At 58.0% G+C, this 20,593-nt stretch carries 20 protein-coding genes; 12 read left to right on the top strand and 8 right to left on the bottom strand.

Annotated features, from left to right (window positions below):
* Positions 1 to 9 precede the first annotated feature (9 nt).
* The gene (locus QPL94_RS13815; protein ID WP_502881550.1) at positions 10 to 1,257 is read left to right on the top strand and encodes a glycosyltransferase family 4 protein; all 1,248 of its coding nucleotides are present in this window, start codon (positions 10 to 12) and stop codon (positions 1,255 to 1,257) included.
* Entirely contained in the window at positions 1,223 to 1,795 is a 573-nt protein-coding gene (locus QPL94_RS13810; RefSeq protein WP_285358138.1) for a phosphatase PAP2 family protein, read from the top strand. Before QPL94_RS13815 ends, QPL94_RS13810 begins: the two co-directional genes overlap by 35 nt.
* On the opposite strand, the gene QPL94_RS13805 is transcribed toward QPL94_RS13810, so the two are convergent.
* Entirely contained in the window at positions 1,753 to 3,879 is a 2,127-nt protein-coding gene (locus QPL94_RS13805; protein ID WP_285358136.1) for a tellurite resistance TerB family protein, read from the bottom strand. The two genes, QPL94_RS13810 and QPL94_RS13805, sit on opposite strands and share 43 nt — an antisense overlap.
* An 82-nt stretch (positions 3,880 to 3,961) precedes the next feature.
* The gene (gene dinB, locus QPL94_RS13800) at positions 3,962 to 5,026 is read right to left on the bottom strand and encodes a DNA polymerase IV (RefSeq protein ID WP_285358135.1); all 1,065 of its coding nucleotides are present in this window, start codon (positions 5,024 to 5,026) and stop codon (positions 3,962 to 3,964) included.
* Positions 5,027 to 5,140: 114 nt separating this feature from the next.
* On the opposite strand from dinB, the gene QPL94_RS13795 reads away from it, so the two are divergent.
* The 8 genes from QPL94_RS13795 (at position 5,141) to QPL94_RS13760 (ending at position 10,612) form a co-directional block, all read left to right on the top strand.
* The gene (locus QPL94_RS13795) at positions 5,141 to 5,419 is read left to right on the top strand and encodes a DUF1244 domain-containing protein (protein ID WP_137437503.1); all 279 of its coding nucleotides are present in this window, start codon (positions 5,141 to 5,143) and stop codon (positions 5,417 to 5,419) included.
* Positions 5,419 to 5,808 (top strand): HopJ type III effector protein, encoded by a 390-nt coding sequence (locus tag QPL94_RS13790; RefSeq protein ID WP_285358133.1) that lies wholly within the window; start codon positions 5,419 to 5,421, stop codon positions 5,806 to 5,808. The genes QPL94_RS13795 and QPL94_RS13790 overlap by 1 nt, the downstream gene beginning before the upstream one ends.
* Positions 5,805 to 6,569, top strand: coding sequence for a septum site-determining protein MinC (gene minC, locus QPL94_RS13785; RefSeq protein ID WP_285358131.1), 765 nt, complete (start codon positions 5,805 to 5,807; stop codon positions 6,567 to 6,569). Before QPL94_RS13790 ends, minC begins: the two co-directional genes overlap by 4 nt.
* A gap of 65 nt (positions 6,570 to 6,634) precedes the next feature.
* Positions 6,635 to 7,447: a septum site-determining protein MinD gene (gene minD, locus QPL94_RS13780; protein ID WP_137437500.1), complete on the top strand. Its 813-nt coding sequence runs from the start codon at positions 6,635 to 6,637 to the stop codon at positions 7,445 to 7,447.
* Positions 7,448 to 7,450: 3 nt separating this feature from the next.
* On the top strand, positions 7,451 to 7,705 hold the full coding sequence (gene minE / locus QPL94_RS13775) for a cell division topological specificity factor MinE (RefSeq protein WP_137437499.1): 255 nt from the start codon (positions 7,451 to 7,453) through the stop codon (positions 7,703 to 7,705).
* A gap of 201 nt (positions 7,706 to 7,906) precedes the next feature.
* Entirely contained in the window at positions 7,907 to 8,656 is a 750-nt protein-coding gene (locus tag QPL94_RS13770; RefSeq protein ID WP_285358130.1) for an START domain-containing protein, read from the top strand.
* A 58-nt stretch (positions 8,657 to 8,714) separates the two neighbouring features.
* Positions 8,715 to 9,206, top strand: coding sequence for a CBS domain-containing protein (locus QPL94_RS13765; protein WP_285358129.1), 492 nt, complete (start codon positions 8,715 to 8,717; stop codon positions 9,204 to 9,206).
* A 20-nt stretch (positions 9,207 to 9,226) separates the two neighbouring features.
* Entirely contained in the window at positions 9,227 to 10,612 is a 1,386-nt protein-coding gene (locus QPL94_RS13760) for a PhoH family protein (RefSeq protein WP_502881549.1), read from the top strand.
* Positions 10,613 to 10,703: 91 nt separating this feature from the next.
* Here the strand turns inward: QPL94_RS13760 and QPL94_RS13755 are convergent, their stop codons facing one another.
* The 4 genes from QPL94_RS13755 to QPL94_RS13740 form a co-directional block, all read right to left on the bottom strand.
* The gene (locus tag QPL94_RS13755; protein ID WP_285358128.1) at positions 10,704 to 11,813 is read right to left on the bottom strand and encodes a porin; all 1,110 of its coding nucleotides are present in this window, start codon (positions 11,811 to 11,813) and stop codon (positions 10,704 to 10,706) included.
* Positions 11,814 to 11,889: 76 nt separating this feature from the next.
* A complete protein-coding gene (locus QPL94_RS13750; RefSeq protein ID WP_285358127.1) occupies positions 11,890 to 13,416 on the bottom strand; it encodes a tripartite tricarboxylate transporter permease in 1,527 nt (508 codons plus the stop codon).
* Entirely contained in the window at positions 13,416 to 13,862 is a 447-nt protein-coding gene (locus QPL94_RS13745; RefSeq protein ID WP_285358126.1) for a tripartite tricarboxylate transporter TctB family protein, read from the bottom strand. Before QPL94_RS13745 ends, QPL94_RS13750 begins: the two co-directional genes overlap by 1 nt.
* A complete protein-coding gene (locus QPL94_RS13740; RefSeq protein WP_285358125.1) occupies positions 13,859 to 14,836 on the bottom strand; it encodes a Bug family tripartite tricarboxylate transporter substrate binding protein in 978 nt (325 codons plus the stop codon). The genes QPL94_RS13745 and QPL94_RS13740 overlap by 4 nt, the downstream gene beginning before the upstream one ends.
* A gap of 252 nt (positions 14,837 to 15,088) precedes the next feature.
* On the opposite strand from QPL94_RS13740, the gene QPL94_RS13735 reads away from it, so the two are divergent.
* Both QPL94_RS13735 and QPL94_RS13730 read left to right on the top strand, forming a co-directional pair.
* Positions 15,089 to 16,678 carry an ATP-binding protein gene (locus tag QPL94_RS13735; protein ID WP_285358124.1) on the top strand — a complete coding sequence of 530 codons (1,590 nt, stop codon included), beginning with the start codon at positions 15,089 to 15,091 and terminating at the stop codon, positions 16,676 to 16,678.
* Positions 16,675 to 17,355 carry a response regulator gene (locus tag QPL94_RS13730; protein ID WP_285358122.1) on the top strand — a complete coding sequence of 227 codons (681 nt, stop codon included), beginning with the start codon at positions 16,675 to 16,677 and terminating at the stop codon, positions 17,353 to 17,355. Before QPL94_RS13735 ends, QPL94_RS13730 begins: the two co-directional genes overlap by 4 nt.
* Before the next feature lie 21 nt (positions 17,356 to 17,376).
* Here the strand turns inward: QPL94_RS13730 and QPL94_RS13725 are convergent, their stop codons facing one another.
* Positions 17,377 to 18,729, bottom strand: coding sequence for a sigma-54-dependent transcriptional regulator (locus QPL94_RS13725; protein ID WP_285358120.1), 1,353 nt, complete (start codon positions 18,727 to 18,729; stop codon positions 17,377 to 17,379).
* Positions 18,726 to 20,540 carry a sensor histidine kinase gene (locus tag QPL94_RS13720; protein WP_285358119.1) on the bottom strand — a complete coding sequence of 605 codons (1,815 nt, stop codon included), beginning with the start codon at positions 20,538 to 20,540 and terminating at the stop codon, positions 18,726 to 18,728. Before QPL94_RS13720 ends, QPL94_RS13725 begins: the two co-directional genes overlap by 4 nt.
* Positions 20,541 to 20,593: the final 53 nt, after the last annotated feature.

Below are 20,593 nucleotides of genomic sequence, written 5' to 3'. Positions count from 1 at the left end.
AGTAGAGGCATGAAAAAGCACAGCGCAGGAAACATCGTGACCGGAACCACCCAGGCCCCAGGGCGCAGGCTTCACATTACCATCGTTTCCGAGACCTTTCCTCCGGAAATCAATGGCGTGGCCAACACCCTCTGGTATCTGTGCCTGGGGCTGATGCGGCGCGGGCACCGGGTAACGGTTATCCGCCCTCGCCAGGGCCATGAGACAAAAGGCGAGTTCTCCGAGGCGGGTGAATGCCTGTTCTCGCAGGAGTATGTCGTTACCGGCCTGCCACTGCCGGGATATGGCGAATTACGATTTGGAATCGCCCGCGCCGCATACCTGGCCTCTCTCTGGAAGCGCCAGTGCCCCGACGCAGTCTATGTAGCGACTCAGGGCCCCCTTGGTGTTGTCGCGGTTTCAGCGGCCCGGAAGGCGGGCATACCGGTCAGCTCCGGTTTTCACACCAACTTCCATGCCTACAGCCGCTATTACGGCGCCGGCTTTCTGGAAAAACTGCTGTGCGCATACGGCCGCTGGTTCCACAACCGGACCGCCCTTACCCTGGTGCCGACCCGGAAAATAGCCCGCACCACTGCCGACATGGGCATTCACCCTACCTCTGTCTGGAGCCGTGGCGTCGACTGCAGGCGTTTTGCGCCTCACAAGCGCGACCCGGCATTGCGACAACAATGGGGGCTGCAACCCAATGATCGGGCAGTTCTCTATGTCGGCCGGCTGGCCCCGGAGAAGAACCTGCGAATGGCCGTGTCCTGCTTCGAGCGCATTCGAGGCTTGCATCCCAACGCCAGATTCATCCTGGTGGGTGATGGGCCGATGCGCAAGCGTCTGACCGAGCGCCATCCGGACTATGTTTTTGCCGGCACCCGAAGGGGCGAGGACCTGGCCCGGCATTATGCATCCGGTGATATTTTCCTGTTTCCCAGCAAAACCGACACCTTTGGCAATGTGGTCACCGAAGCCATGGCCAGCGGCCTCGCTGTCGTTGCCTTTGATGATGCTGCCGCCAGCGAGCATATTCGCCACGAGGACAACGGTATGAAAGCCCACCTGCTTGACGACGAGGGCTTTGTAGACCACGCCCTGCGACTGGCCGATCAGCCAACACTGATGAACAGAATTCGTGCTCAGGCGCGCCTGGATGCACTGGAACTGGACTGGGCGGCACAGATCGATCAGTTCGAGCGCCTGATACTGAACCAGCCACAAAGGACCCACCACAATGCCCTCAAACACCAAAGCATCTCGCTTCTTTAGCGTGGTGGACCAGAGGGAATTTGCCTTCTGCCAATCCATCAACCGTAGCCTGAGGTTTCGCCCGGTTCAGGGGTACTTCCAGGTAGTAAGCCGGTTGGGCGACGGCTGGTTGTGGTATCTGGTAATCCTGGCCATGCCATTGATCAGGCCGCAAAACGGGCTGGCCATCGCATTGCTGATGGTGGTCACCGGGCTGACCTGCACAATCAGCTACAAGCTGTTGAAACGCTGGCTGATCCGCGAGCGGCCATTCATTTCATTCCCATCCATCAACTGCGGCACTCCACCCCTTGACCGGTACAGTTTCCCCTCCGGCCACACATTACACGCTGTCTGCTTCAATACTGTGCTGGCCATGACCACGCCAGAGCTGGCCTGGATGCTCCTGCCATTTACCCTGAGCGTCGCCACTTCCCGTGTGGTACTCGGGCTGCACTACCCCAGTGACGTCGCCGCCGGAGCCCTGATTGGCGGTAGCCTGGGTCTGGTTTCGGTCTACACCATTGGCGAGCCGCTGTCGGTCCTGTTTGCAGCCTGAACCGTAACGCCCGGCCCGGGCCCCACCCATCCCCGGCAGAGGCTACAGGCTGCAAGCTCGCTCTGGGGATCAAGGTTCAGAGCCCTGGCGACGCACTCCAGAATGTACTGTTCCGGTACCTGGAACACGCCGTCCGCATACCCGGTGGCTGCACTCAACTGAACCATCAGCCCCGCCAGATACTCGCTGCCTCTCAGCATCTGTAATGCTTGTAGCATCTCGTTTCTCAACGCTTCCGCGTCCTCCTCACGCCAGCGCTCGACCTGCTGCATCATCTCTTCCATTCCGGCGTCTACCGTGAAATCCAGCAGGTTATGTTCTGCCATTTTGTTAAGCGTGTCCCGCAGAACATCCCGCTCGGCATGATCCAGCAGTCCATCAGCCATAGCAGACGACGCAGCAACTTTCGTCAGCAGGTTTTTCAACATGAAGGGTGCCAGCTTACCCGCCTCGATCCTCAAGTCATGGCTGTTGCGGTCAATATAACGACAGACCCGTTGAACCGGACTGCGATAGCGGTTTTGCCGATACCAACCAGGGACCAACGCACCAATCAGCGCGGCGGCCACCGCACTCTGAACAATGAACTGCACTGCACCCGCGACACTCGCATCCCGGAACTGGGGCGCCTTGGTTCCCTCGAAGGGGAGAAAACCATGCATGGCGCTGTAACAGATATAGGCACCGACAACACCGATGATGCCCAGGGCCAACGCATCAAGCCATCGCCTGTAGCGGGCCGGCCAACGCCGCCATTCAGTATCACAGACCCAGGCAACACCGAACCCTATGGCAAACGAGAGGAACAGGTAGGGAAAGGACCAGGAAAGGTCGACAACCAGTTGGTCAAACCCTGCCTGATAAGTCCTGCCGTCAAACACATAACGGGTGAACCGCAACGCGGAGATCACAACCAGACTGGCAGCGACTGCCAGGACGCCAGAGAAAACATAGCCACCCCATGGACGGCTGCGGTTTGCCTCGATATCGGCGAATCGCCAGCGGCTTTTGGGAAATGTGCCGGCGTGAGCCGATACGCCAAAATTGGCCCCCATCAATAGCGCGAAGAATACGACGGTACCGAAAGGCGCTCCATTCCCCCCCTCGATGGTATAGCGGATAAATGACACCGCCATAAAAGCCGCCATTGCTATCGCAACGACCTGTAGCAGCTTTGCCATGCCAAGCGATTCCGGTTCATCGTCCGGAACTTCGAACCCGAAGGTTTCCAGTGCGCGCCGACGTGCTCCCGGTCCGATCTCGATGTCCAGCACTGCGTGGGCCAGCAGGCGACACAGCCTCATGAACAGGTCGCGCCCGTCGCTCACCAAGGAATCCCTGAGGTCTTTTTCGATACGCTGCGGGCGCCCTCCCAGCTCCTCCAGCCGTCGATAATAAGCGGCAATTCGTGAGCTGAGCGTGGTGAACTCCATACTCAGGGCCTCATACTCGCCCTCCCGGTCCTGGATAAAACGGTGATAGCGCGAGCGGCCTTCGTGCCAATGCCTTACCTCATTGATCAATGACCAGGCCGTTGCCCAGGCGAAGGCCGGAGAGGCATGGTCATCTGTTAACTCGCCACGATTTGCGGGAATGTCAAAGGCCTTGGCATCCCGCTCCATCTCGTCAAATTTCATGGGGAAAATATGGTAAGGGGCACGGTACATCTGATGGGCAAGCTTGACCGCATGCCCGGGTATTTCCGCCAGGTCCCAGAATATCTGCAGCAGCTTATGGTCTACTTTCTTCAGCACCGGAAAGTTCGGCAGCAACGCGGTGAAAATCAGTGCAATCGTCAGCGGGCTACGGAAGAGGTCGCCACCCTCCATCTCGGATCCAGCGGGCCATCCCAGCAGTGGCAGTATCCGGTCAACCACTTCCGGCGAGACCCAGGCAAAGAACGTAACCAGCCAGTAGATCAGCACCAGGGCGCCGGAATACAACACAAAGCAACCATTGAAGCGCCATCGAGTGGTGGAGCTGCGGTTGGAGACCGGTGTGTTGAACCGGCCATAAGCATGAAATATGACGAAAAAAGCCCCGAGTCCGAACTCGAAGGCTTCAGAGGCCAATAAACTGTCCATAGTTCAGGCTCCGTGTGCCCTGTTAAAAAGATAGCACCCTGAACTAAAACAGCCAAATAACGGCCAAACCTACTTTTACGGGTCAGTCGAACAGCCGCAACTGCATAACCGGCGACTCGTCGTTGCGGAACCTGACCCCAAGCCCCAGCAGACGCACCGGGCGCCCGGTATCGGTAACCAGTTCATCCAGCAGCGGCCGGTAATCTTCCAGCCCCGGCTCCCGGATCTGCTCCCGAACCCGCTCCAGGGTGTGAGTGGAAAAGTCGCTGTAGCGGATCTTTATGAACAGCTTGTGGATAGGCTTGCGGGCGGCCTTGCGGCTCAGCCTCAGGTTCAGGTCTGCCACCAGTGACGCCATAACCGACTCGCAGGCGCGCTTGTCGGGAAGATCCTGGGAAAAGGTGCGCTCTACACTGACGGATTTGGCAATGCGGGACACCACCACGTCGCGGTCATCCCGGCCAAAGGCCATTTCCCGTAGCCGATAGCCCTGCTTGCCAAATTTCTCCAGCAGGACCTCGGCGGCAATGTTCTGCAGATCGCCACAGGTCGTAACGCCCAAACCATGGAGTTTGCCGGCTGTGACCTGTCCGACCCCGAACAGCTTTTCGACTTTGAGGTCCTGCACGAAGCCATCCACGTCCTCCGGGCGAATGACAAACAGGCCATCGGGCTTTTCCCAGTCACTGGCGATCTTTGCCAGAAATTTGTTGGGAGCCACGCCTGCAGAGATGGTGATACCCACTTCGTCCTTCACCCGCTGCCGCAGATACTGCGCCATCAGGGTCGCGCTACCCTTGTGATCACTGACCTCGCTGACGTCAAGAAAGGCCTCGTCCAGGGATAGCGGCTCCACCAGGTCGGTCAGGTCCCGCAGAATCGCCATCACCTGCTTCGATACCGCCCGGTAGCGGGCCATATCAGGCGGTACGGTGACCAGCCCCGGGCAAAGGCGCCGCGCCTCACCACCGGGCATGGCAGACCGCACCCCGAAAGCCCTGGCTTTATAGTTGCAGGTGGTGACCACGCCACGGCCACCCTCACCACCGACCGCCAGGGGAACGTCGCTCAGGGATGGATCGTCCCGCATCTCCACCGCGGCGTAGAAACAGTCGCAATCTACATGGATAATCTTGCGCTGGGCCATGACTCTTCAATCAAGTAAATTATCTGTACATATGTACAGCCTTGTATCTTACGGTAACATGCCGAGAATGTCAGGAGCTCACAACGTCAACTCCATACACAGGTGCAAGCGACCATGACGAACCCTATCCCGGAACAATCACAGACAGAAATCGAAGCAGCCGCGTTTCGAAAACTGGTCAGTCACTTGCGTGAACACACCGAGGTTCAGAATATTGACCTGATGGATCTGGCCGGATTCTGCCGCAACTGTCTCTCCAAATGGTATCGCGCAGAAGCCACAGAGAGAGGCTTCGAGCTATCCGATCCCGAGGCCCGCGAAATCGTTTACGGGATGCCTTACGAGGAGTGGAAAGCCCGGTATCAGCAAGGCCCGAAGAGGGATCACGGCTGATGAACCTCAATGACGCGGTTCGCATACATCTGGCGTCCGTAGATGCCGGCCACGGCGACTTTGAAGACACCCTGGCCCTGATTGACCGGTTTTTCGAGTACCGGCCCACCGGGTTCCACAATGGGCCGTTGTACAACGGCGCTGGCGAGAATGCCGGCTCCTGCCGGGTATTTTCTCTGGCTCAGTACTGCAACCTGAACGAAGCCGACACCTTGCGCCTGTTTGCGCAGCATTACCGGCAGGTTCTTGATGAGCCCGCGGGGGAGAGCCACGGTAATATCCGCCAGTTTATCGGCACCGGCTGGTCCGGTATCCGCTTTGACGGCCCGGCACTTCGCAAGCGCCCGGCTACCACTCAGGACGACACCACGGAAGAGACCCACCCATGAGCGAGACCGCCGTATCCGGGGTAAAACAATGTTTCCAGCTCAAGAGTGCCAGCGTGTCCATGACGGCACTGGAGCTGTATTTCTTCGACGACGAGGAATTCGAAAGCACTCTGCGGGACAAAATCAGCCAGGCCCCGGGCTTTTTCAAGGATATTCCGCTGATCGTCAGCCTCGAGAAGTACGAGGGCATAAGCAGCGAACTGGATTTTTTCAAGATTATCGGAACCTGCCGCCGTCACAATATTCATGTGATCGGCGTGCGCGGCGGCAACGACGACCAGCGTCGACTGGCGCGGGGCGCATCCCTGGCGCTGCTTCCTGGCGGCAACCAGAGAGACCGCGAAATCGACACCGGGCCGGACACTGAGACCACGGAGGCCATCGATAGCCCGACACCGCCACGGGTGGAAAACCATGGCGAACCCGCGCCCGCCAGAATCATCAACCAGCCGGTGCGCTCTGGCCAGCAGGTATACGCCCCGGACGGTGACCTCATCATTCTGGCGCCAGTACAGGCCGGCGCTGAAGTGCTGGCAGCGGGCAACATCCATGTGTACGGACCACTACGCGGCCGGGCCCTGGCGGGCATTCATGGTGCCGAGCACGCGCGGGTATTCTGTCAGTCTCTTGAAGCAGAGCTTGTGTCCATCGCCGGACACTATAAAATCTCCGAAGATCTTCAGGACAACGGCTGGAAAACCGCCGTCCAGATCCAGCTCAGGGAAGACCTGCTGGTGGTAACGCCACTGGAAAAGGCCTGATCAGAACGTAACTACCCGCACAGGCGGGGAAAACGATGAATCCACCGCAAAACAGGAATGCAACCTTGGCTAGAATCATTGTCGTTACCTCAGGAAAAGGTGGCGTAGGTAAAACCACAACCAGCGCCTCTATCAGCACCGGGCTGGCAAAACGTGGCCACAAGACCGTGGTCATTGATTTTGACGTGGGCCTGCGCAACCTGGATCTCATCATGAACTGCGAACGCAGGGTGGTGTACGACTTCGTGAACGTGATCCAGGGCGAAGCCACGCTGAACCAGGCCCTGATCCGGGACAAACGGGTTGATACCCTCTACATCCTCCCTGCATCCCAGACCCGGGAGAAGGAGGCGCTGACCAGAGAGGGTGTCGAGAAGGTTATCAACGAGCTGTCCGAGCGCTTCGATTATATTGTCTGCGACTCCCCTGCCGGCATCGAGCACGGTGCGCTGATGGCCCTGTACTACGCTGACGAAGCGGTAGTGGTCACCAACCCGGAAGTGTCTTCGGTACGGGACTCCGACCGGATTCTGGGCATTCTGCAGAGCAAGTCCCGCCGCGCCGAAATGGGACAGGATCCGGTCAAGGAACACCTGCTACTGACCCGCTATAACCCGGACCGGGTGGCCAGGGGCGAAATGCTGTCGGTGGCAGACGTGGAAGAAATCCTCGCTATCCCCCTGCTGGGTGTGATTCCTGAATCACAGATTGTACTGAACGCCTCCAACCAGGGGCTTCCGGTGATTCTTGAGGAAGACAGCGACGCCGGGCAGGCCTATGATGATGCTGTTGCCCGTCTGTTGGGGGAGGAGCGTGAGCACCGGTTTATGTCATCCCAGAAAAAGGGTTTCTTCTCACGGATGTTCAAGGGGGGCTGACGGATGAGTTTCTTCGACTATTTCAAGAGTAAGAAGGACAACCGTTCTGCCAGTGTTGCCAAGGAACGTCTGCAGATCATTGTTGCCCACGAACGGGGCCAGCGCGAACAGCCCGACTATCTGCCAGCATTGCAGAAAGAGCTGCTTGAGGTCATCCGCAAGTACGTTCAGATCAGCGATGATATGGTGCAGGTGGAAGTCGACCGCAACGACAGCTGCTCAGTGCTGGAACTGAATGTGACCCTGCCGGAGCACTGACCGGACCCGCCCTTTTTCCTCCGACTCCGGCAGGGAACCTGCCGGAGTCGTTCACTCTGCCCATTCTGCCCATCAAATCAGGCCAAAAGTTACCTTCAGAATTTCAGTCAGTTACCCAGTTCACAATCCCCCGATTACATCCGCAAGGCAAGACACCACCCATGATAGACTCGCCCGGACATTTCCAAGGATGTGAAACCTATGCATAACCTGAAGGCCCCGGGCATCAACCGCCGGATTTGGGCGTTGACCACACTGTTGATGACGACCATTGTGTCCGCCATGGTCTCGGCCACTGCACTGGCGCAGCTGCCGGATGAAAACGCCGACGGCTGGAGCCTTCGCAAGGAAACCGACAACATCCGGGTACTCACCATCGACCAGCCCGACTCCAGCTTCCAGGCATTCAAGGCCGAGGCGGTTCTCGACGTGCCCATCGAAAATCTCATGGCCGTGATGGTCAACCCGGAGTCCTGCGTGGAATGGGTGCACAACTGCTCTGAATCCTACGCCTTCGGTGACGGCAGCTTCCATGACCGCTACGCCTACTCGGTCAACGACATGCCCTGGCCAGTCACCGACCGGGACTATGTCATCCGCATTCGCACCCGGGGTGACCAGAACAACGGCGAGATCGTGATGGACCTCAACGCCATCCCCGACCAGCGTGAGGAAGAAAGTGACTATGTCCGCGTCGACAAGTCCGACACCCTGTACCGGTTCATCCCCGAGGGCGACCAGACCCGCATGATCTGGATACAGCACACCAACCCCAACGGATCGATACCCGGCTGGCTGGTAAACACCCTGCTGGTGGATATTCCCATCCGCTCAATCGAACAGCTAGAGCGTGTGGCCCGGTGGGATCGCTACCAGAACCACGAGCTGGTTTACGACGACGATGGCAAACTGAAGGGTGTGACCCCCAAAACTCAATCAGGGGATGACTAGCCAGTAACTAACAGCTAAGCTCTTTTACAATGGACCTGTTAACGGAGCCGAACCGTAAATGACCGTTCTCGCTTACGAGATCATGACCCCGAGTATCAAGGCCGTACCCGAGTCATGGACGATGGACCGGCTGGCAAGATTCCTCACCGACAATGAGATAACCGGCAGCCCTGTTACCGATGAAACCGGTGAGATCGTCGGTATTGCCACCCTCAAGGACATCACCGAATTTCGCTGGAACGCCAGCCGGCCGGAAACTGATACCCGCATGACTCCGGAAGAAGAGCAGGAAGCCCGACGCCTGCGCATGGCCATTTTCGAGGAAATGGGCAAGGTACCGGTGGAAGTTCGCGACATCATGACGCCCATTGTTCTATCGGTTGACGAGCAGACTCCGGTGCGCGACATTGCCGACATGATGATGCGTGAACATTTGCACCGGATTTTCATCACCAAAGACGAAAAGATCACCGGTATTGTGACCACGTATGACATGCTCAAACTGATCTCCGACCAGGAGCTCACCAACCGCTGTGCCGGGAACGGCTGACCAGAGAGGTATCACACCCTATGCCAAGAGCACCGCAGGCTCGCAGAAAGATGTATGTCCTCGACACCAACGTCCTCATCCACGACCCGAACGCCCTCCTGAATTTTGAAGAACATGACGTCATTATCCCGATGACGGTCCTTGAAGAACTCGACAGTCTCAAATCCGGCAAGCAGGCGGTCGCCGCAGACTGCCGCCAGGCCATACGCAATATCGACAAGCTGTTGGGAGACGCCAGCCCCGGAGACATCGAGAAAGGCGTTCCTATCGTGCGCGGCAAGAAGGCAGAACCCCTGGGGGCACTGTCCATACTGATGAGCACCGAACATCATGGCAATCACGGCCTGCCGGAACACCTCAACGACAACAAGATCATCAATACCCTGGCCGCCCTGCAGGCCCGCCACAAGTCCCGCGATATCATCCTTGTCAGCAAAGACATCAACATGCGCCTGAAAGCCCGGGGCTTCGGCGTGGAAGCCCAGGACTACCACAACGACATGTTGCTGGACGACATCGACCTGTTACCCAAGGGCTACAAGGAGTTCGCCAATTCCTTCTGGGACACCATCGAAAAAGTGGAAACCATCCAGCGGGAGGGCATCACCGAACACATCCTGCGTCGCGAGGGCGACCTGGCCAAGCTGACGATCAACGAGTTCGTGATTGATGAACAGGGTTTCGTGGGTAAGGTGTCTGACCTGAGCGACAACCAGATTGTCATCCGCGACCTGCATCAGCACGACCTGATGAACGAGGAAGTCTGGGGTCTGGTGCCGCGGGATATCTACCAGGCCATTGCCCTCAACTTGTTGCTGGACCCGGACATTCACCTGGTGAACCTCACCGGCTCCGCCGGCTCCGGAAAAACCATCCTGGCCCTGGCTGCCTGCATCGAGATGACCGTTGCCAGCAAGATCTACAAACGCATTATCGCTACCCGCAGCACTCAGGGGCTGGACGAGGATATCGGTTTCCTGCCCGGCACCGAGGCCGAGAAAATGGAGCCCTGGCTGGGCGCCATTGTGGACAACCTGGAAGCGCTCCACGAAGACGACGAGAACATGACCGCCAGCGTGGATTACATCCTCAGCAAGGTGCCCCTGCACTTCAAATCCATGAACTACATTCGCGGGCGCAGCTTCCAGCACAGCCTGATCATCATCGACGAGTCCCAGAACCTGACACCACACCAGATCAAGACCATCATCACTCGTGCTGGCAACGGCTCCAAGGTGATCTGTCTGGGCAACCTGGCGCAGATCGACACCCCGTACCTGAGTGCCCTGAGCTCAGGCCTGACCTACATGACCGAACGCTTCAAGAGCTTCCGCCATGGCGGGCATATTCACCTGCAGGGCGTGCCCAGGTCGGTACTGGCGGAATACGCGGAAGCAAATCTCTGATCGTTCAGGTAAACGCAAAAAAGCCGCACCGGGAAGCCGGTGCGGCAAAGTGGGGGTTATTCACCCGGGCACAACAACAGATGCGGGCCGCTCAGAACTTGAGGCGCCCCCCGACCAGCACAGTGCTGACATCGTCAAAGTCTGCGCCTGAGCGATTCAGGGAATGGTTGTTGTACCCGGCATAGGTCTCAAACCACTTGATCGGGGTAAAGACATAACCTACCCCGAGGGTTTCCGCCGAATCGCCCTTTTCCGCCCGGTCTTCCGTTTCCATGTAGTGAATATCGAAGGCGTGCCTGCCGATTTTGTAGCCCAGTTTGGCGAGATAGAAATCGGCATCGGGATTGGCCGGGTTATCGTCGCTGGTGGTTGAGTAGGCCCCCGTGAGGTTGATACCGCTGCCATGCAACCATGACAGTGAGCCTCCCATTGTTTCAGAATCGCCAGCTACACCACCAATATCCCTGACGGAATACCCCAATGCACCGTCAATCTTGCCGCCAAACTCACCAGAGAACCTGACGCCAACTTCCGTCACATCATCACCGCCTTTAATACCCTGGCTTATCACGGGCTTGAACGCTCCCATGGCGGGAAGGTCGTATCTCACACGGCTATAACGGCTCTCGAAGTCCTGGTCACTTGTTGTTGCCCCGAGCGCGACCCGGGTACTGGTGGCATCATCCAGAAAGTCGAGGCTGCCACCGACCAGGCTGGGGTTGGTGTAGGAAATAACCTTGGTACCCGACAGGTCCCGTTCGATATTTCCGTTTGCCGCCCCGTCGCCCTGACCAAGTGATAACTTGCCGAATCCACCTGAAACAAACAGGTTGAGCTGACGCTCGTTGAATTCGCCACTGATTGACCGCTCTTCAAGGGTCACCTTGTTGGAAGCATTCTGCTGGTACTCCAGCTCCACATGGGCACCGATTGCCAGATTCGTGCCATCGAGATCGCCTTTCAGCCTGGCCCCGATCCGGCTACCGCTGTTGTCGTTATCAACAATGAAGTGCTCGCTGCCATCCCCCGTGTCCCCGACCAGAACGCCGTAGTTCAGCTGGCCGTAGACATCAATGGCGACGTCCGACACTGGCACCTCACTGGAAACCTTCGGCACTTTGGACTGGGCAAACACTCCGGGTGCGGAGAAACCGCAAACTACCAAAGCAACACATGACACCATCAGTTTTTGTTTTCTCATCGGATAATTCCTCTCTTGATTGTATTTATTGCTTTTCAGGACTGACAAAGATCCGTTGAAATGAGCCGGACCACGCTCAATCGCTTACCGGGCTTTCCTTCATGGCTGCGTTCATGCGGCGACGCAGCATGGGGCCAACCACGTAAGGCAGCACCAGGCTCAGGCCGGCAACAAGCCAGAAACTCTTGGCCAGGGTGCTGGCCCAAAGGACGCTCCAGTCACCGTCAGACAGCACCAGGGCATGCCCGAGGTTTTTCTCCATTTCCGGCCCCAGTAACAGGCCGAGGATGATCGGCACCACCGGTATTTCCAGCTTGCGCAGGAAATACCCCGCCGCACCAAAGGCCACCATGAAATACAGGTCGAAGGCGCTGTTGCTGATCGAATAGATGCCTACAAAAGCCACCATGGTCACGATGGGCAAAAGGTACATGGGGGGAACGGACAGCAGCCGCACAAAGAACCCGACCAGCGGAATGTTCAGCAGCAACAGAAGGACGTTCCCGATAAGAAGGGCTGCGATAACGCCCCAGACAATATCCGCGTTCTGGGTGAACATCAGCGGGCCGGGTGTGATGTTCAGCGAAATCAGCATCGCCAGCAGAACCGCCGTGGTACCACTTCCCGGTACACCCAGGGTCAACATGGGAACCAGTGCGCCCGATGACGCACCGTTATTACCCGCTTCAGGAGCTACTACGCCGCGAATGTCGCCTTCCCCGAAGTTGCCTTTCCTGCCCAGCACCTGCTTCTCCAGGGTGTAGCTGATAAAGCTGCCCAGAGAAGCACCTGCACCTGGCAGGACCCCCGAGATAAACCCGAGCACACCACCACGCAACTGGGTGGGAACGGTTGACATGATCTCCTTGAAAGTAAGCGTCAACTTACCCACGTTCATCTTTTCGCGCCCGCCACCCATGCGTGACTCGACGAAAAACAGCAGCTCAGAGATGGCGAACAGGCCAACGATGGCGAGGATAAAGTCGATGCCTTCATACAGCTCCAGTACACCAAAGGTATAGCGCTGGGTGCCGGTGGAAATATCGATACCTACGGTCGAGATCATGATCCCCAGTGTGGCGGCAATAACGGTTTTCATCGGATTTTTACCGGTAATACCACCAAGAGTTGCAAAGGCCAGCAGGAACAGCGCGAAATACTCGGCTGGCCCGAAGCTCAGCGCAAACCTTGCCAGCACAGGCGCCAACATGATCAGGCCGATCGTGCCGATGAGACCGCCGGAGAAGGACGCAATGGCAGAGATTGCCAGCGCATCTGCGGCGCGCCCCTTTCTGGCCATGGGGTAACCGTCCAGACAGGTCATCATGGCCGGCTCATCACCGGGGATATTGAGCAGGATGGAAGAAATGCGACCACCGTACATGGCGCCCGCGTACACCGAGGTGAGCAGGATCATGGCTGTTTCCGGGGGCAGCCCCAAGGCAAATGCCAGAGGAATAAGAATTGCCACACCATTGGCGGGGCCGAGACCCGGCAAGCAGCCGATCAGGGTGCCGGCAAAGGCGCCGAACAGGGCAAACATCAGGTTGTACGGTGTAAGGGCAACCGCGAACCCCTCCATCAGAAATCCAAGCGTTTCCATCAGTTCACCTCCAGCGGGCCGGCGGGCAGGTTCAGGGACAGGCCGTAGTTGAACAGCACGAACACCACCACAGCGCTTGCCAGCCCGGTCACAAAGGCGCGCCTGAGCGGAGCACCCATGCGCCAGCTAAGGGTGCCCACCGCCAGGGTTGTCGAAATGACAAACCCCAGGGGTTCAAGCAACATCGCGTACACCACCAGAACAACCAGGGACACCACGAGCTCCAGTGCTGTCCTGCCCAGCGGCCATTGGGCGTCCGGGTCCGGCTTGACCATCAGGTAGATGCTGCCGGCGGCCAGAACAACCGCGAGGATGGTGGGGAAGGTTTCCGGCCCCACGGTTTCCGCGCCGCCAAAGGGCTCGGGCCACTGCTGTGCAATCCAGCCATAGGCAACTGCCAGAACCAGAAGGCCCAGCCCAAGAAGTCGATCACCAAGGCCAGTCATTTCAGCAGCCCTATTTCCCGGGACAGGTCCTCAATGTCCTGCACCTGTTGCCGAACAAACCCGTCAAACTCGCCTGCAGGAGGATGGAACGGGATGAGGCCGTTGGCCTTCATGACCTTTTTCCACTGCTCGCTGGCGTAGAGGGTATTGATCGTGTTGGTCCAGAATGTCTTCGACTCACTGGAGGCGCCTTTAGGCATGTAGAAGCCCCGCCAGTTCGGGCCAACCGCATCGATGCCCTGCTCTTTCGCTGTCGGGATATCGGCAAAATCACCCGGCAGGCGTTCATCCGCCAGCACCGCCAACACACGAAGATCACCGGATGACATAAAGCCGGTTATTTCGGAGACGTCACCGGTAAAGGCGTCGACCTGACCGCCAACTACCTGGGTCATGGCCTCGCCGCCGTTGTTGTAGGAAAGGTAGGGAATGGCGGGCAGCTGATCGGCACCCGCAGCCTTTGCGGCGATCAGGACTTTCAGGTGGTCCCAGCCGCCCCTGGCGCTGCCACCGGCGAACTTGACGGACTTGGGGTTCTCCTTGATAGCGTCCAGCAGCTGATTCAGATTCTCATACCGAGAGTCCTTGCCCACGGCAATAACGCCATAATCTGCACCGAGCGCGCCGATCCAGGTCACCATGTCCGCGTCCAGACCGGGAAACTGCTTCTGGGCCAGACGAGTGGTGGTTGCTGTTGATGCCGCTACGATCAGCTTGTCATCTTCAGCGCGTTTGCTGACGGTGTGAGCGTACGCAACGCCACCCCCGGCCCCTGCCATGTTCACCGTCTGCACACTGCCATCGACCAGTCCCAGGTCCCTGAGCACATTGCCGGCACTGCGGCAGGTGAAATCCCAGCCACCGCCCGGATCTGACGGGGCAATACATTCAACTTTTCCGGAAGGTTGCCACGCGGTGGCATGAAGGCTGAAAGCCGCTGCCGCGACGAACGACAGACATCGTTTGATCATCATGATTGTCACCTCTGTCTTGTTGTTATGAGCGCTTCCGGGGCAGAGCCAACGGAGAGCGGTACAAGGCAGAGGTTAGAGGCTGACCAATGCAGCCAGAAGCTTGTGCGCGTAATGCCTTTAAAGAAACTAAAGGGCGTTTAGTTCATAAAATTTACGGGTAATACAGCAACCGGTGATTTAACCTGACCCTATAACGACAACGAACCAATCATTGCTGACAACGTGTTCCGAAAAACCAGACTGAAAACCCGGATGATCCTCACGCTCGGATTCGTCAGCGCTGTGCAGACGATCCTGATTGGCGTGTTCGCCGGCTATTACCTCAGTGACTCCCTGTTTGATGAAATCGGACAACGGGCGCTTATGGTCTCGAAAACCGTCGCGGCAGCCCCCTCAGTCATTGAAGGCGTGCAGCAGCGGGACATCGACGAACTGAACCGGCTGGCAACCCGTATGACACTGACCAACGAAGCCCTTTTCATTGTTATTGGCGACCACTACGGCATCAGGCTTGCGCATCCCACCGCGGACCGCATCGGCCGTTCCATGGCAGACGATGACGGCGATTGGGGCCTGCGCGCCCTGAAGGAGGGCGAGGCCTACGTTGCAAGAGCCAAGGGCAGCCTCGGCGAATCCATGCGTGGCAAGGCACCGGTGATTGATCCGGATACCGGGGATATTATCGGCATTGTGTCGGTGGGTTATGGGGTCAATCAGGTGGATGCGATTATCAGACGCTACAGTTTCGTGCTGTACAGCGTTGTGGGTCTCACCCTCCTGGTCAGCATATTCATTGCCATGGTCATTGCCGGCCGTTTCAAGCGCGCCATATTCGGACTGGAACCGGAGGAAATCGCACGCCTGTTCCAGGAGCGGGACGCCACGCTTCAGTCGGTCAGGGAAGGCATCATCGCCATCAACCGTGACGGCGTCATTACCACATTTAACAGGACTGCCCTGGAAACTCTTGGCATTGATCCCGACACTCCCCTTACAGGCAGGCCAATTCTCGAAGTGCTACCGGAAAGTGACCTGCTTTCGGTACTGGAATCCGGTGTTCCCGACTTTGACCGGGAAGTCTGGCTGCAAAATCGGCAAATGATCGTCAACCGGTTACCCGTCCGCCAGGGCACAGAAATTATCGGCGTGGTGGCGAGTTTCAGGCTACGGGACGAAGTGGACCAGGTGAGCCGGCAACTTACCCGCATACAGCAATACGCTGATACCTTGAGAAGCCAGACCCACGAATACTCCAACAAACTCCACACCATTGCCGGCCTGATCCAGATCGAAGCCTACGAGGAGGCGTTGAACCTGATCGGCAGCGAAGTCAGCGATCACCAGGCTCTGATTCACTTGCTGCTGGATGCCGTCCCCGATCCCGTGATCGCCGGCTGCCTTCTGGGCAAATACAACCGGGCCCGGGAAATGGGCCTTCGGCTCCATATTGATTCCGAAAGTCGCATGACGGATATTCCACCGGACCTGCCCCGTGACCAATTGGTCAGCGTGCTGGGCAACCTGATCGACAACGCCCTGGAAGCAACACGCCAGCAGACCGGTGCTGGTGGAATTGTTCAGCTGTCCATGACAGACCTCGGCCATGAACTGATCTTCGAGGTTCAGGATCAGGGGCCGGGCATTCCCGAAGACGCGCGGCAGAAAATTTTCGAGAAAGGCGTGAGCACAAAGCAGGGCACGGAACACGGCTATGGTCTGCACCTGGTGCGTCAGTTCCTGAATCGCTGGGGAGGCTCCATCACGGTTGACGATCTCCCCGGGGAAGGCTCCCGCTTCACACTCTACCTTCCGAAACACGGTAAAGGGAGGGATCACCAGTGACCACTATCCGAATCCTGATCGTCGAAGATGACCGCAGGATTGCCGAAATCCAGCGACGGTTTGTGGAGCGGCTTGACGACGTGGAGCTGTGTGGCATCGCTCACAGCCTCGAAGACGCCCGTGATCTCACTGAAGTCATGGCACCCGACCTGATCCTGCTGGATATCTATTTTCCGGATGGCAACGGGCTGGAACTGCTCCGGGAGCTCCGGGCTCAGGATAGCAGTAGCGATGTCATTCTCATCACCGCTGCCAAGGAGGTAGATTCTCTCAGGAGCGCCCTGCGTGGTGGCGTTTTCGATTATATTCTCAAACCCCTGGTCTTTGAGCGTCTCGAGGAGGCCGTCAGCCGCTATCGCGACCACCTGCAGCACCTGTCGGGCCTCGTGCAGGTCGCACAGAAAGAAGTTGATGTCCTGCTACCCAGAAGTGGCGACTCCTCCCCGCCGAAGCGGCCGGAAAGACTGCCCAAGGGCATTGACAGTATTACGCTGGATAAAATCCGCGAGGTCGTCTCATCGGGCGGCCAATGGAGCGCGGAAGAAGTCGGCAATGCCATGGGGGCATCGCGAACTACTGCCCGCCGCTACCTGGAGTTCCTGGTGGGCATGAGTGAGCTGACGGCGGAAGTGACTTACGGCAGCGTTGGGCGCCCGGAAAGGCGTTACCACATCTAGATCAACGGCCTGTGGTGCGGTTCAATCCTTGAACTGCGACTTATCAAGCCCGTGCTTTCTCATCTTGTCGTACAGCGTTTTACGGGCGATGCCGAGTTGGACCATGGTGTCCTTGATGCTGCCCTGGCAGGCATTCAGCGCGCTTATGATCGCCGAACGCTCGAACCCGTCCATCATTTCCGACAGGGTCTGGCGCGCCGCCACATTAGCGGTCGCGGACGGGTCGTCTTCTTTCAGTGCCGCTGGCCCCAGCAGCACGTAACGTTCTGCCAGATTGCGCAGCTCCCGCACATTGCCCGGCCAGGAATGCTGCATCAACCGTGCTGCCTGGCTGGCATCGAGTGGAATACTCTCGCGGTCATACCGGGCCGCTGCGATCAGTACGAAGTGGTGAAACAGCAGCGGGATATCTTCCTTGCGCTCACGCAACGGCGGAATATCCACCTTCACCACGTTCAGACGGTAGTACAGGTCGGCCCGAAACTCAAATTCGTCACTCAGTGTTTTCAGGTCAGCCTTGGTGGCAGCAATGATGCGCACATCCACTTCCTGCACCTGATTGCTACCCAGGCGTTCAACGCGCTGCTCTTCGAGTACCCGCAGCAGCTTCACCTGAAGCGCCATGGGCATGCTTTCCAGTTCATCCAGGAACAGGGTGCCCTTGTGGGCATACTCGATTTTACCAATGCGGCGTTTGTCCGCGCCGGTAAAGGCGCCGGCCTCGTGGCCAAAGAGCTCGCTCTCAATCAGGTGCTCCGGCACCGCGCCACAGTTAATGGCCACGAAGTTGTGACTACTGCGGGGGCTGTTCTCATGGATATACCGTGCAATTGCATCCTTACCGGAGCCGGTCTCCCCCTGCAGCAGAATATTGGCGGAAATATCCAGAATCGGATCAATGGTCGCCACCACCTTCTGCATGCTCGGAGAATTCCCCAGAATACGGGGGCCAGGCCGTGCCAGCTGCTTCAACTGAGCTTTCAGGCGACGGTTTTCCAGAGCCAGGTTACGTTTCTCCAGGGCGTGGCGCAGCAGTTCAAGAAGCTCGTCCTCATCAAACGGCTTCTCTATAAAATCATAGGCGCCACGCTGCATGGCAGTCACCGCCGTGCTTATGTCGCCCTGCCCCGTGAGTATGATCACCGGGATGGTCTCATCCACAGCCCTTACCCGGTCCAGCATCTCGATGCCATCCATACCCGGCATGTTGTAGTCACACAACACAACGCCGTCATACTCGGATGTTATTTTCTCCAGGCCGGATGGAGCATCCTCAAAACAGGCAACCGGCATGTCTTCGAGGTTAAGGGTCTGGGCGATTGCCTGGCGTATGTGCGGGTCGTCATCCACAAAGATTACCGATACGTCTGTCATTCCGTGGTCTCCCGCTTCTTCAGAGTTAGCACAAATTCCGCACCGGGGCCGTCACTCCGGTTGCGCCCTGTCAGGCTTCCGCCCAGGGCGTCCACGATCTGGCGCGATATTGAAAGGCCCAAACCAAGTCCTTGCTTGACCGACTTGGTGGTAAAAAAGGGCTCAAAAATCTGCTCGCTGTTACCCGGCAAACCGGAACCACTGTCTCGCACGGTACACCGCCAGTTCTCATTGTCCCCATCAATATCAATCGTAATCTTCTGCTGTTCAGTTCCATCTACAGCCTGAACCGCATTGGCCAGAAGGTTCACCATCACCTGCTCGATCCGTATCAGGTCACCGTGACACATTACCGGATGCTCCGGGCGGTTCCAGCGGATATCAATACCGGAACTGTTGTCCTGGGCCGCGATGATCTTCAGCGAAGCATCTACCGATTGCCGCAGGTCCACAACAGTGGGTGGCCCCTCGGATTTGCGGGCGAAGACCTTGAACTGACGGGTAAGCTCGGCCATTTTGTCGCACAGACTGACGATCTCAACGAGGTTGGCCTCCACCATCTCGGATGCGCCCTTTTCGAGGAAGCGCCGGCTATTGCGGGCATATGTCTGAATGGCTGTCAGCGGCTGGTTCATCTCGTGGTTCAGGCCAGCCGACATCTGCCCCAGCACGGCCAGCTTGGCCGCCTGAATCAGCTCCTGCTGGGTCTCGCGCAGCTCATTCTGGGTGCGCTCACGTTCGCGCACCTCTTCCAGCAACTGCTGATTCGAACGCTCGAGATCCACTGTCCGCTCCGCGACACTGCGCTCCAGTTGCTCCCCACGAAGCGCAAGTTCCGCTTCACGGCGATATCGCTCGCGCAGGTACAGCCAGGTAAGCAGACCACCGAAGAACACGACCATTCCGGCCACTACAAACCCGAGACGGGTCCAGAGCACCGGCCGGGTGCTCACCATCACCTGCAGGGTCCAGTCCAGCCTCGGCAACGGGGTTCTGATACTCAGGTATTCCCGGGCCACACCCTCTTCCATCATCCGGATTTTGCCAGACTGCCCGGACAATCCGGGGGGCTTCTCCAGCACTTCAAAATTGATGGGGCGCAGCTCCCGGTCCGGGTATCGCCGGCGGGAGGCCTTGCCGGGCGCAGCCGATTCCGGGCCATTGAAATCCCGGTACAACCACTTGGACTTGCTGGCCAGAAAGCTGATACCGGCCGGATCCAGCACCACCATCTCGGCTTCCCGTAACGTGGCAGGCCGATGCCACTGGGACTCAAGCTCCTGCACCAGCACCTTGACTGCAATAACCCCCAGAATGTTGCCACGTTCGTTACGAACGGGATGGGAGAAATACAGGCCGCGAACACCGGACATCGAGCCCAGCGCGAAATAGATGGCCGACTCACCGGTCTCCATGGCATCACTGAAATAGGGCCGGAAGTGGTAGCTTTGGCCTACAAAACTGTCGTTCTGCAGGTAGTTACTGGCCGCGATGGTCAGCCCGGTTGTATCCAGCAGATACACATCGGAACTGCCGACAATGGTCGCCATCCGCTGCATTTCTACATTGGCCTGCAGGATGATCCGGGCCGCGTCTGGCGAACTAAGTGCCTCCGCCAGTAACGGATGCTCAGCCATCAACTCGGGTATTGGCAGATAGCGATTGAGTTCGTTGGCCACGAGCTGACGGTAGCGAAAGGATTCTTCCAGGCTTTCCTGCTCCACCTGTCTGTAACCGACCCAGCCACCCACCGCCCAGGAGACCAGAAGAGTCAGGCAGAATATGAGGACAGCACCGATCCGGTAGGACATATAACCCGGTTCCCGAGAAAACTGCTAGCGTAACGCCCGGCATTGGGCAGGAC

This window comes from Marinobacter sp. SS13-12, assembly GCF_030227115.1.
GTDB lineage: Bacteria > Pseudomonadota > Gammaproteobacteria > Pseudomonadales > Oleiphilaceae > Marinobacter.
The sequence above is the reverse complement of the archived record's forward strand: the minus strand, read 5'-3'. Positions and strand labels throughout refer to the sequence as shown.

Excerpts from the sequence above, each read along its gene's own strand:
- QPL94_RS13815 (WP_502881550.1), top strand. The coding sequence starts at position 10 with ATGAAAAAGCACAGCGCAGGAAACATCGTGACCGGAACCACCCAGGCC.
- QPL94_RS13810 (WP_285358138.1), top strand. The coding sequence starts at position 1,223 with ATGCCCTCAAACACCAAAGCATCTCGCTTCTTTAGCGTGGTGGACCAG.
- QPL94_RS13805 (WP_285358136.1), bottom strand. The coding sequence starts at position 3,879 with ATGGACAGTTTATTGGCCTCTGAAGCCTTCGAGTTCGGACTCGGGGCT.
- dinB (WP_285358135.1), bottom strand. The coding sequence starts at position 5,026 with ATGGCCCAGCGCAAGATTATCCATGTAGATTGCGACTGTTTCTACGCC.
- QPL94_RS13795 (WP_137437503.1), top strand. The coding sequence starts at position 5,141 with ATGACGAACCCTATCCCGGAACAATCACAGACAGAAATCGAAGCAGCC.
- QPL94_RS13790 (WP_285358133.1), top strand. The coding sequence starts at position 5,419 with ATGAACCTCAATGACGCGGTTCGCATACATCTGGCGTCCGTAGATGCC.
- minC (WP_285358131.1), top strand. The coding sequence starts at position 5,805 with ATGAGCGAGACCGCCGTATCCGGGGTAAAACAATGTTTCCAGCTCAAG.
- minE (WP_137437499.1), top strand. The coding sequence starts at position 7,451 with ATGAGTTTCTTCGACTATTTCAAGAGTAAGAAGGACAACCGTTCTGCC.
- QPL94_RS13770 (WP_285358130.1), top strand. The coding sequence starts at position 7,907 with ATGCATAACCTGAAGGCCCCGGGCATCAACCGCCGGATTTGGGCGTTG.
- QPL94_RS13765 (WP_285358129.1), top strand. The coding sequence starts at position 8,715 with ATGACCGTTCTCGCTTACGAGATCATGACCCCGAGTATCAAGGCCGTA.
- QPL94_RS13760 (WP_502881549.1), top strand. The coding sequence starts at position 9,227 with ATGCCAAGAGCACCGCAGGCTCGCAGAAAGATGTATGTCCTCGACACC.
- QPL94_RS13755 (WP_285358128.1), bottom strand. The coding sequence starts at position 11,813 with ATGAGAAAACAAAAACTGATGGTGTCATGTGTTGCTTTGGTAGTTTGC.
- QPL94_RS13750 (WP_285358127.1), bottom strand. The coding sequence starts at position 13,416 with ATGGAAACGCTTGGATTTCTGATGGAGGGGTTCGCGGTTGCCCTTACA.
- QPL94_RS13745 (WP_285358126.1), bottom strand. The coding sequence starts at position 13,862 with ATGACTGGCCTTGGTGATCGACTTCTTGGGCTGGGCCTTCTGGTTCTG.
- QPL94_RS13740 (WP_285358125.1), bottom strand. The coding sequence starts at position 14,836 with ATGATGATCAAACGATGTCTGTCGTTCGTCGCGGCAGCGGCTTTCAGC.
- QPL94_RS13735 (WP_285358124.1), top strand. The coding sequence starts at position 15,089 with ATGATCCTCACGCTCGGATTCGTCAGCGCTGTGCAGACGATCCTGATT.
- QPL94_RS13725 (WP_285358120.1), bottom strand. The coding sequence starts at position 18,729 with ATGACAGACGTATCGGTAATCTTTGTGGATGACGACCCGCACATACGC.
- QPL94_RS13720 (WP_285358119.1), bottom strand. The coding sequence starts at position 20,540 with ATGTCCTACCGGATCGGTGCTGTCCTCATATTCTGCCTGACTCTTCTG.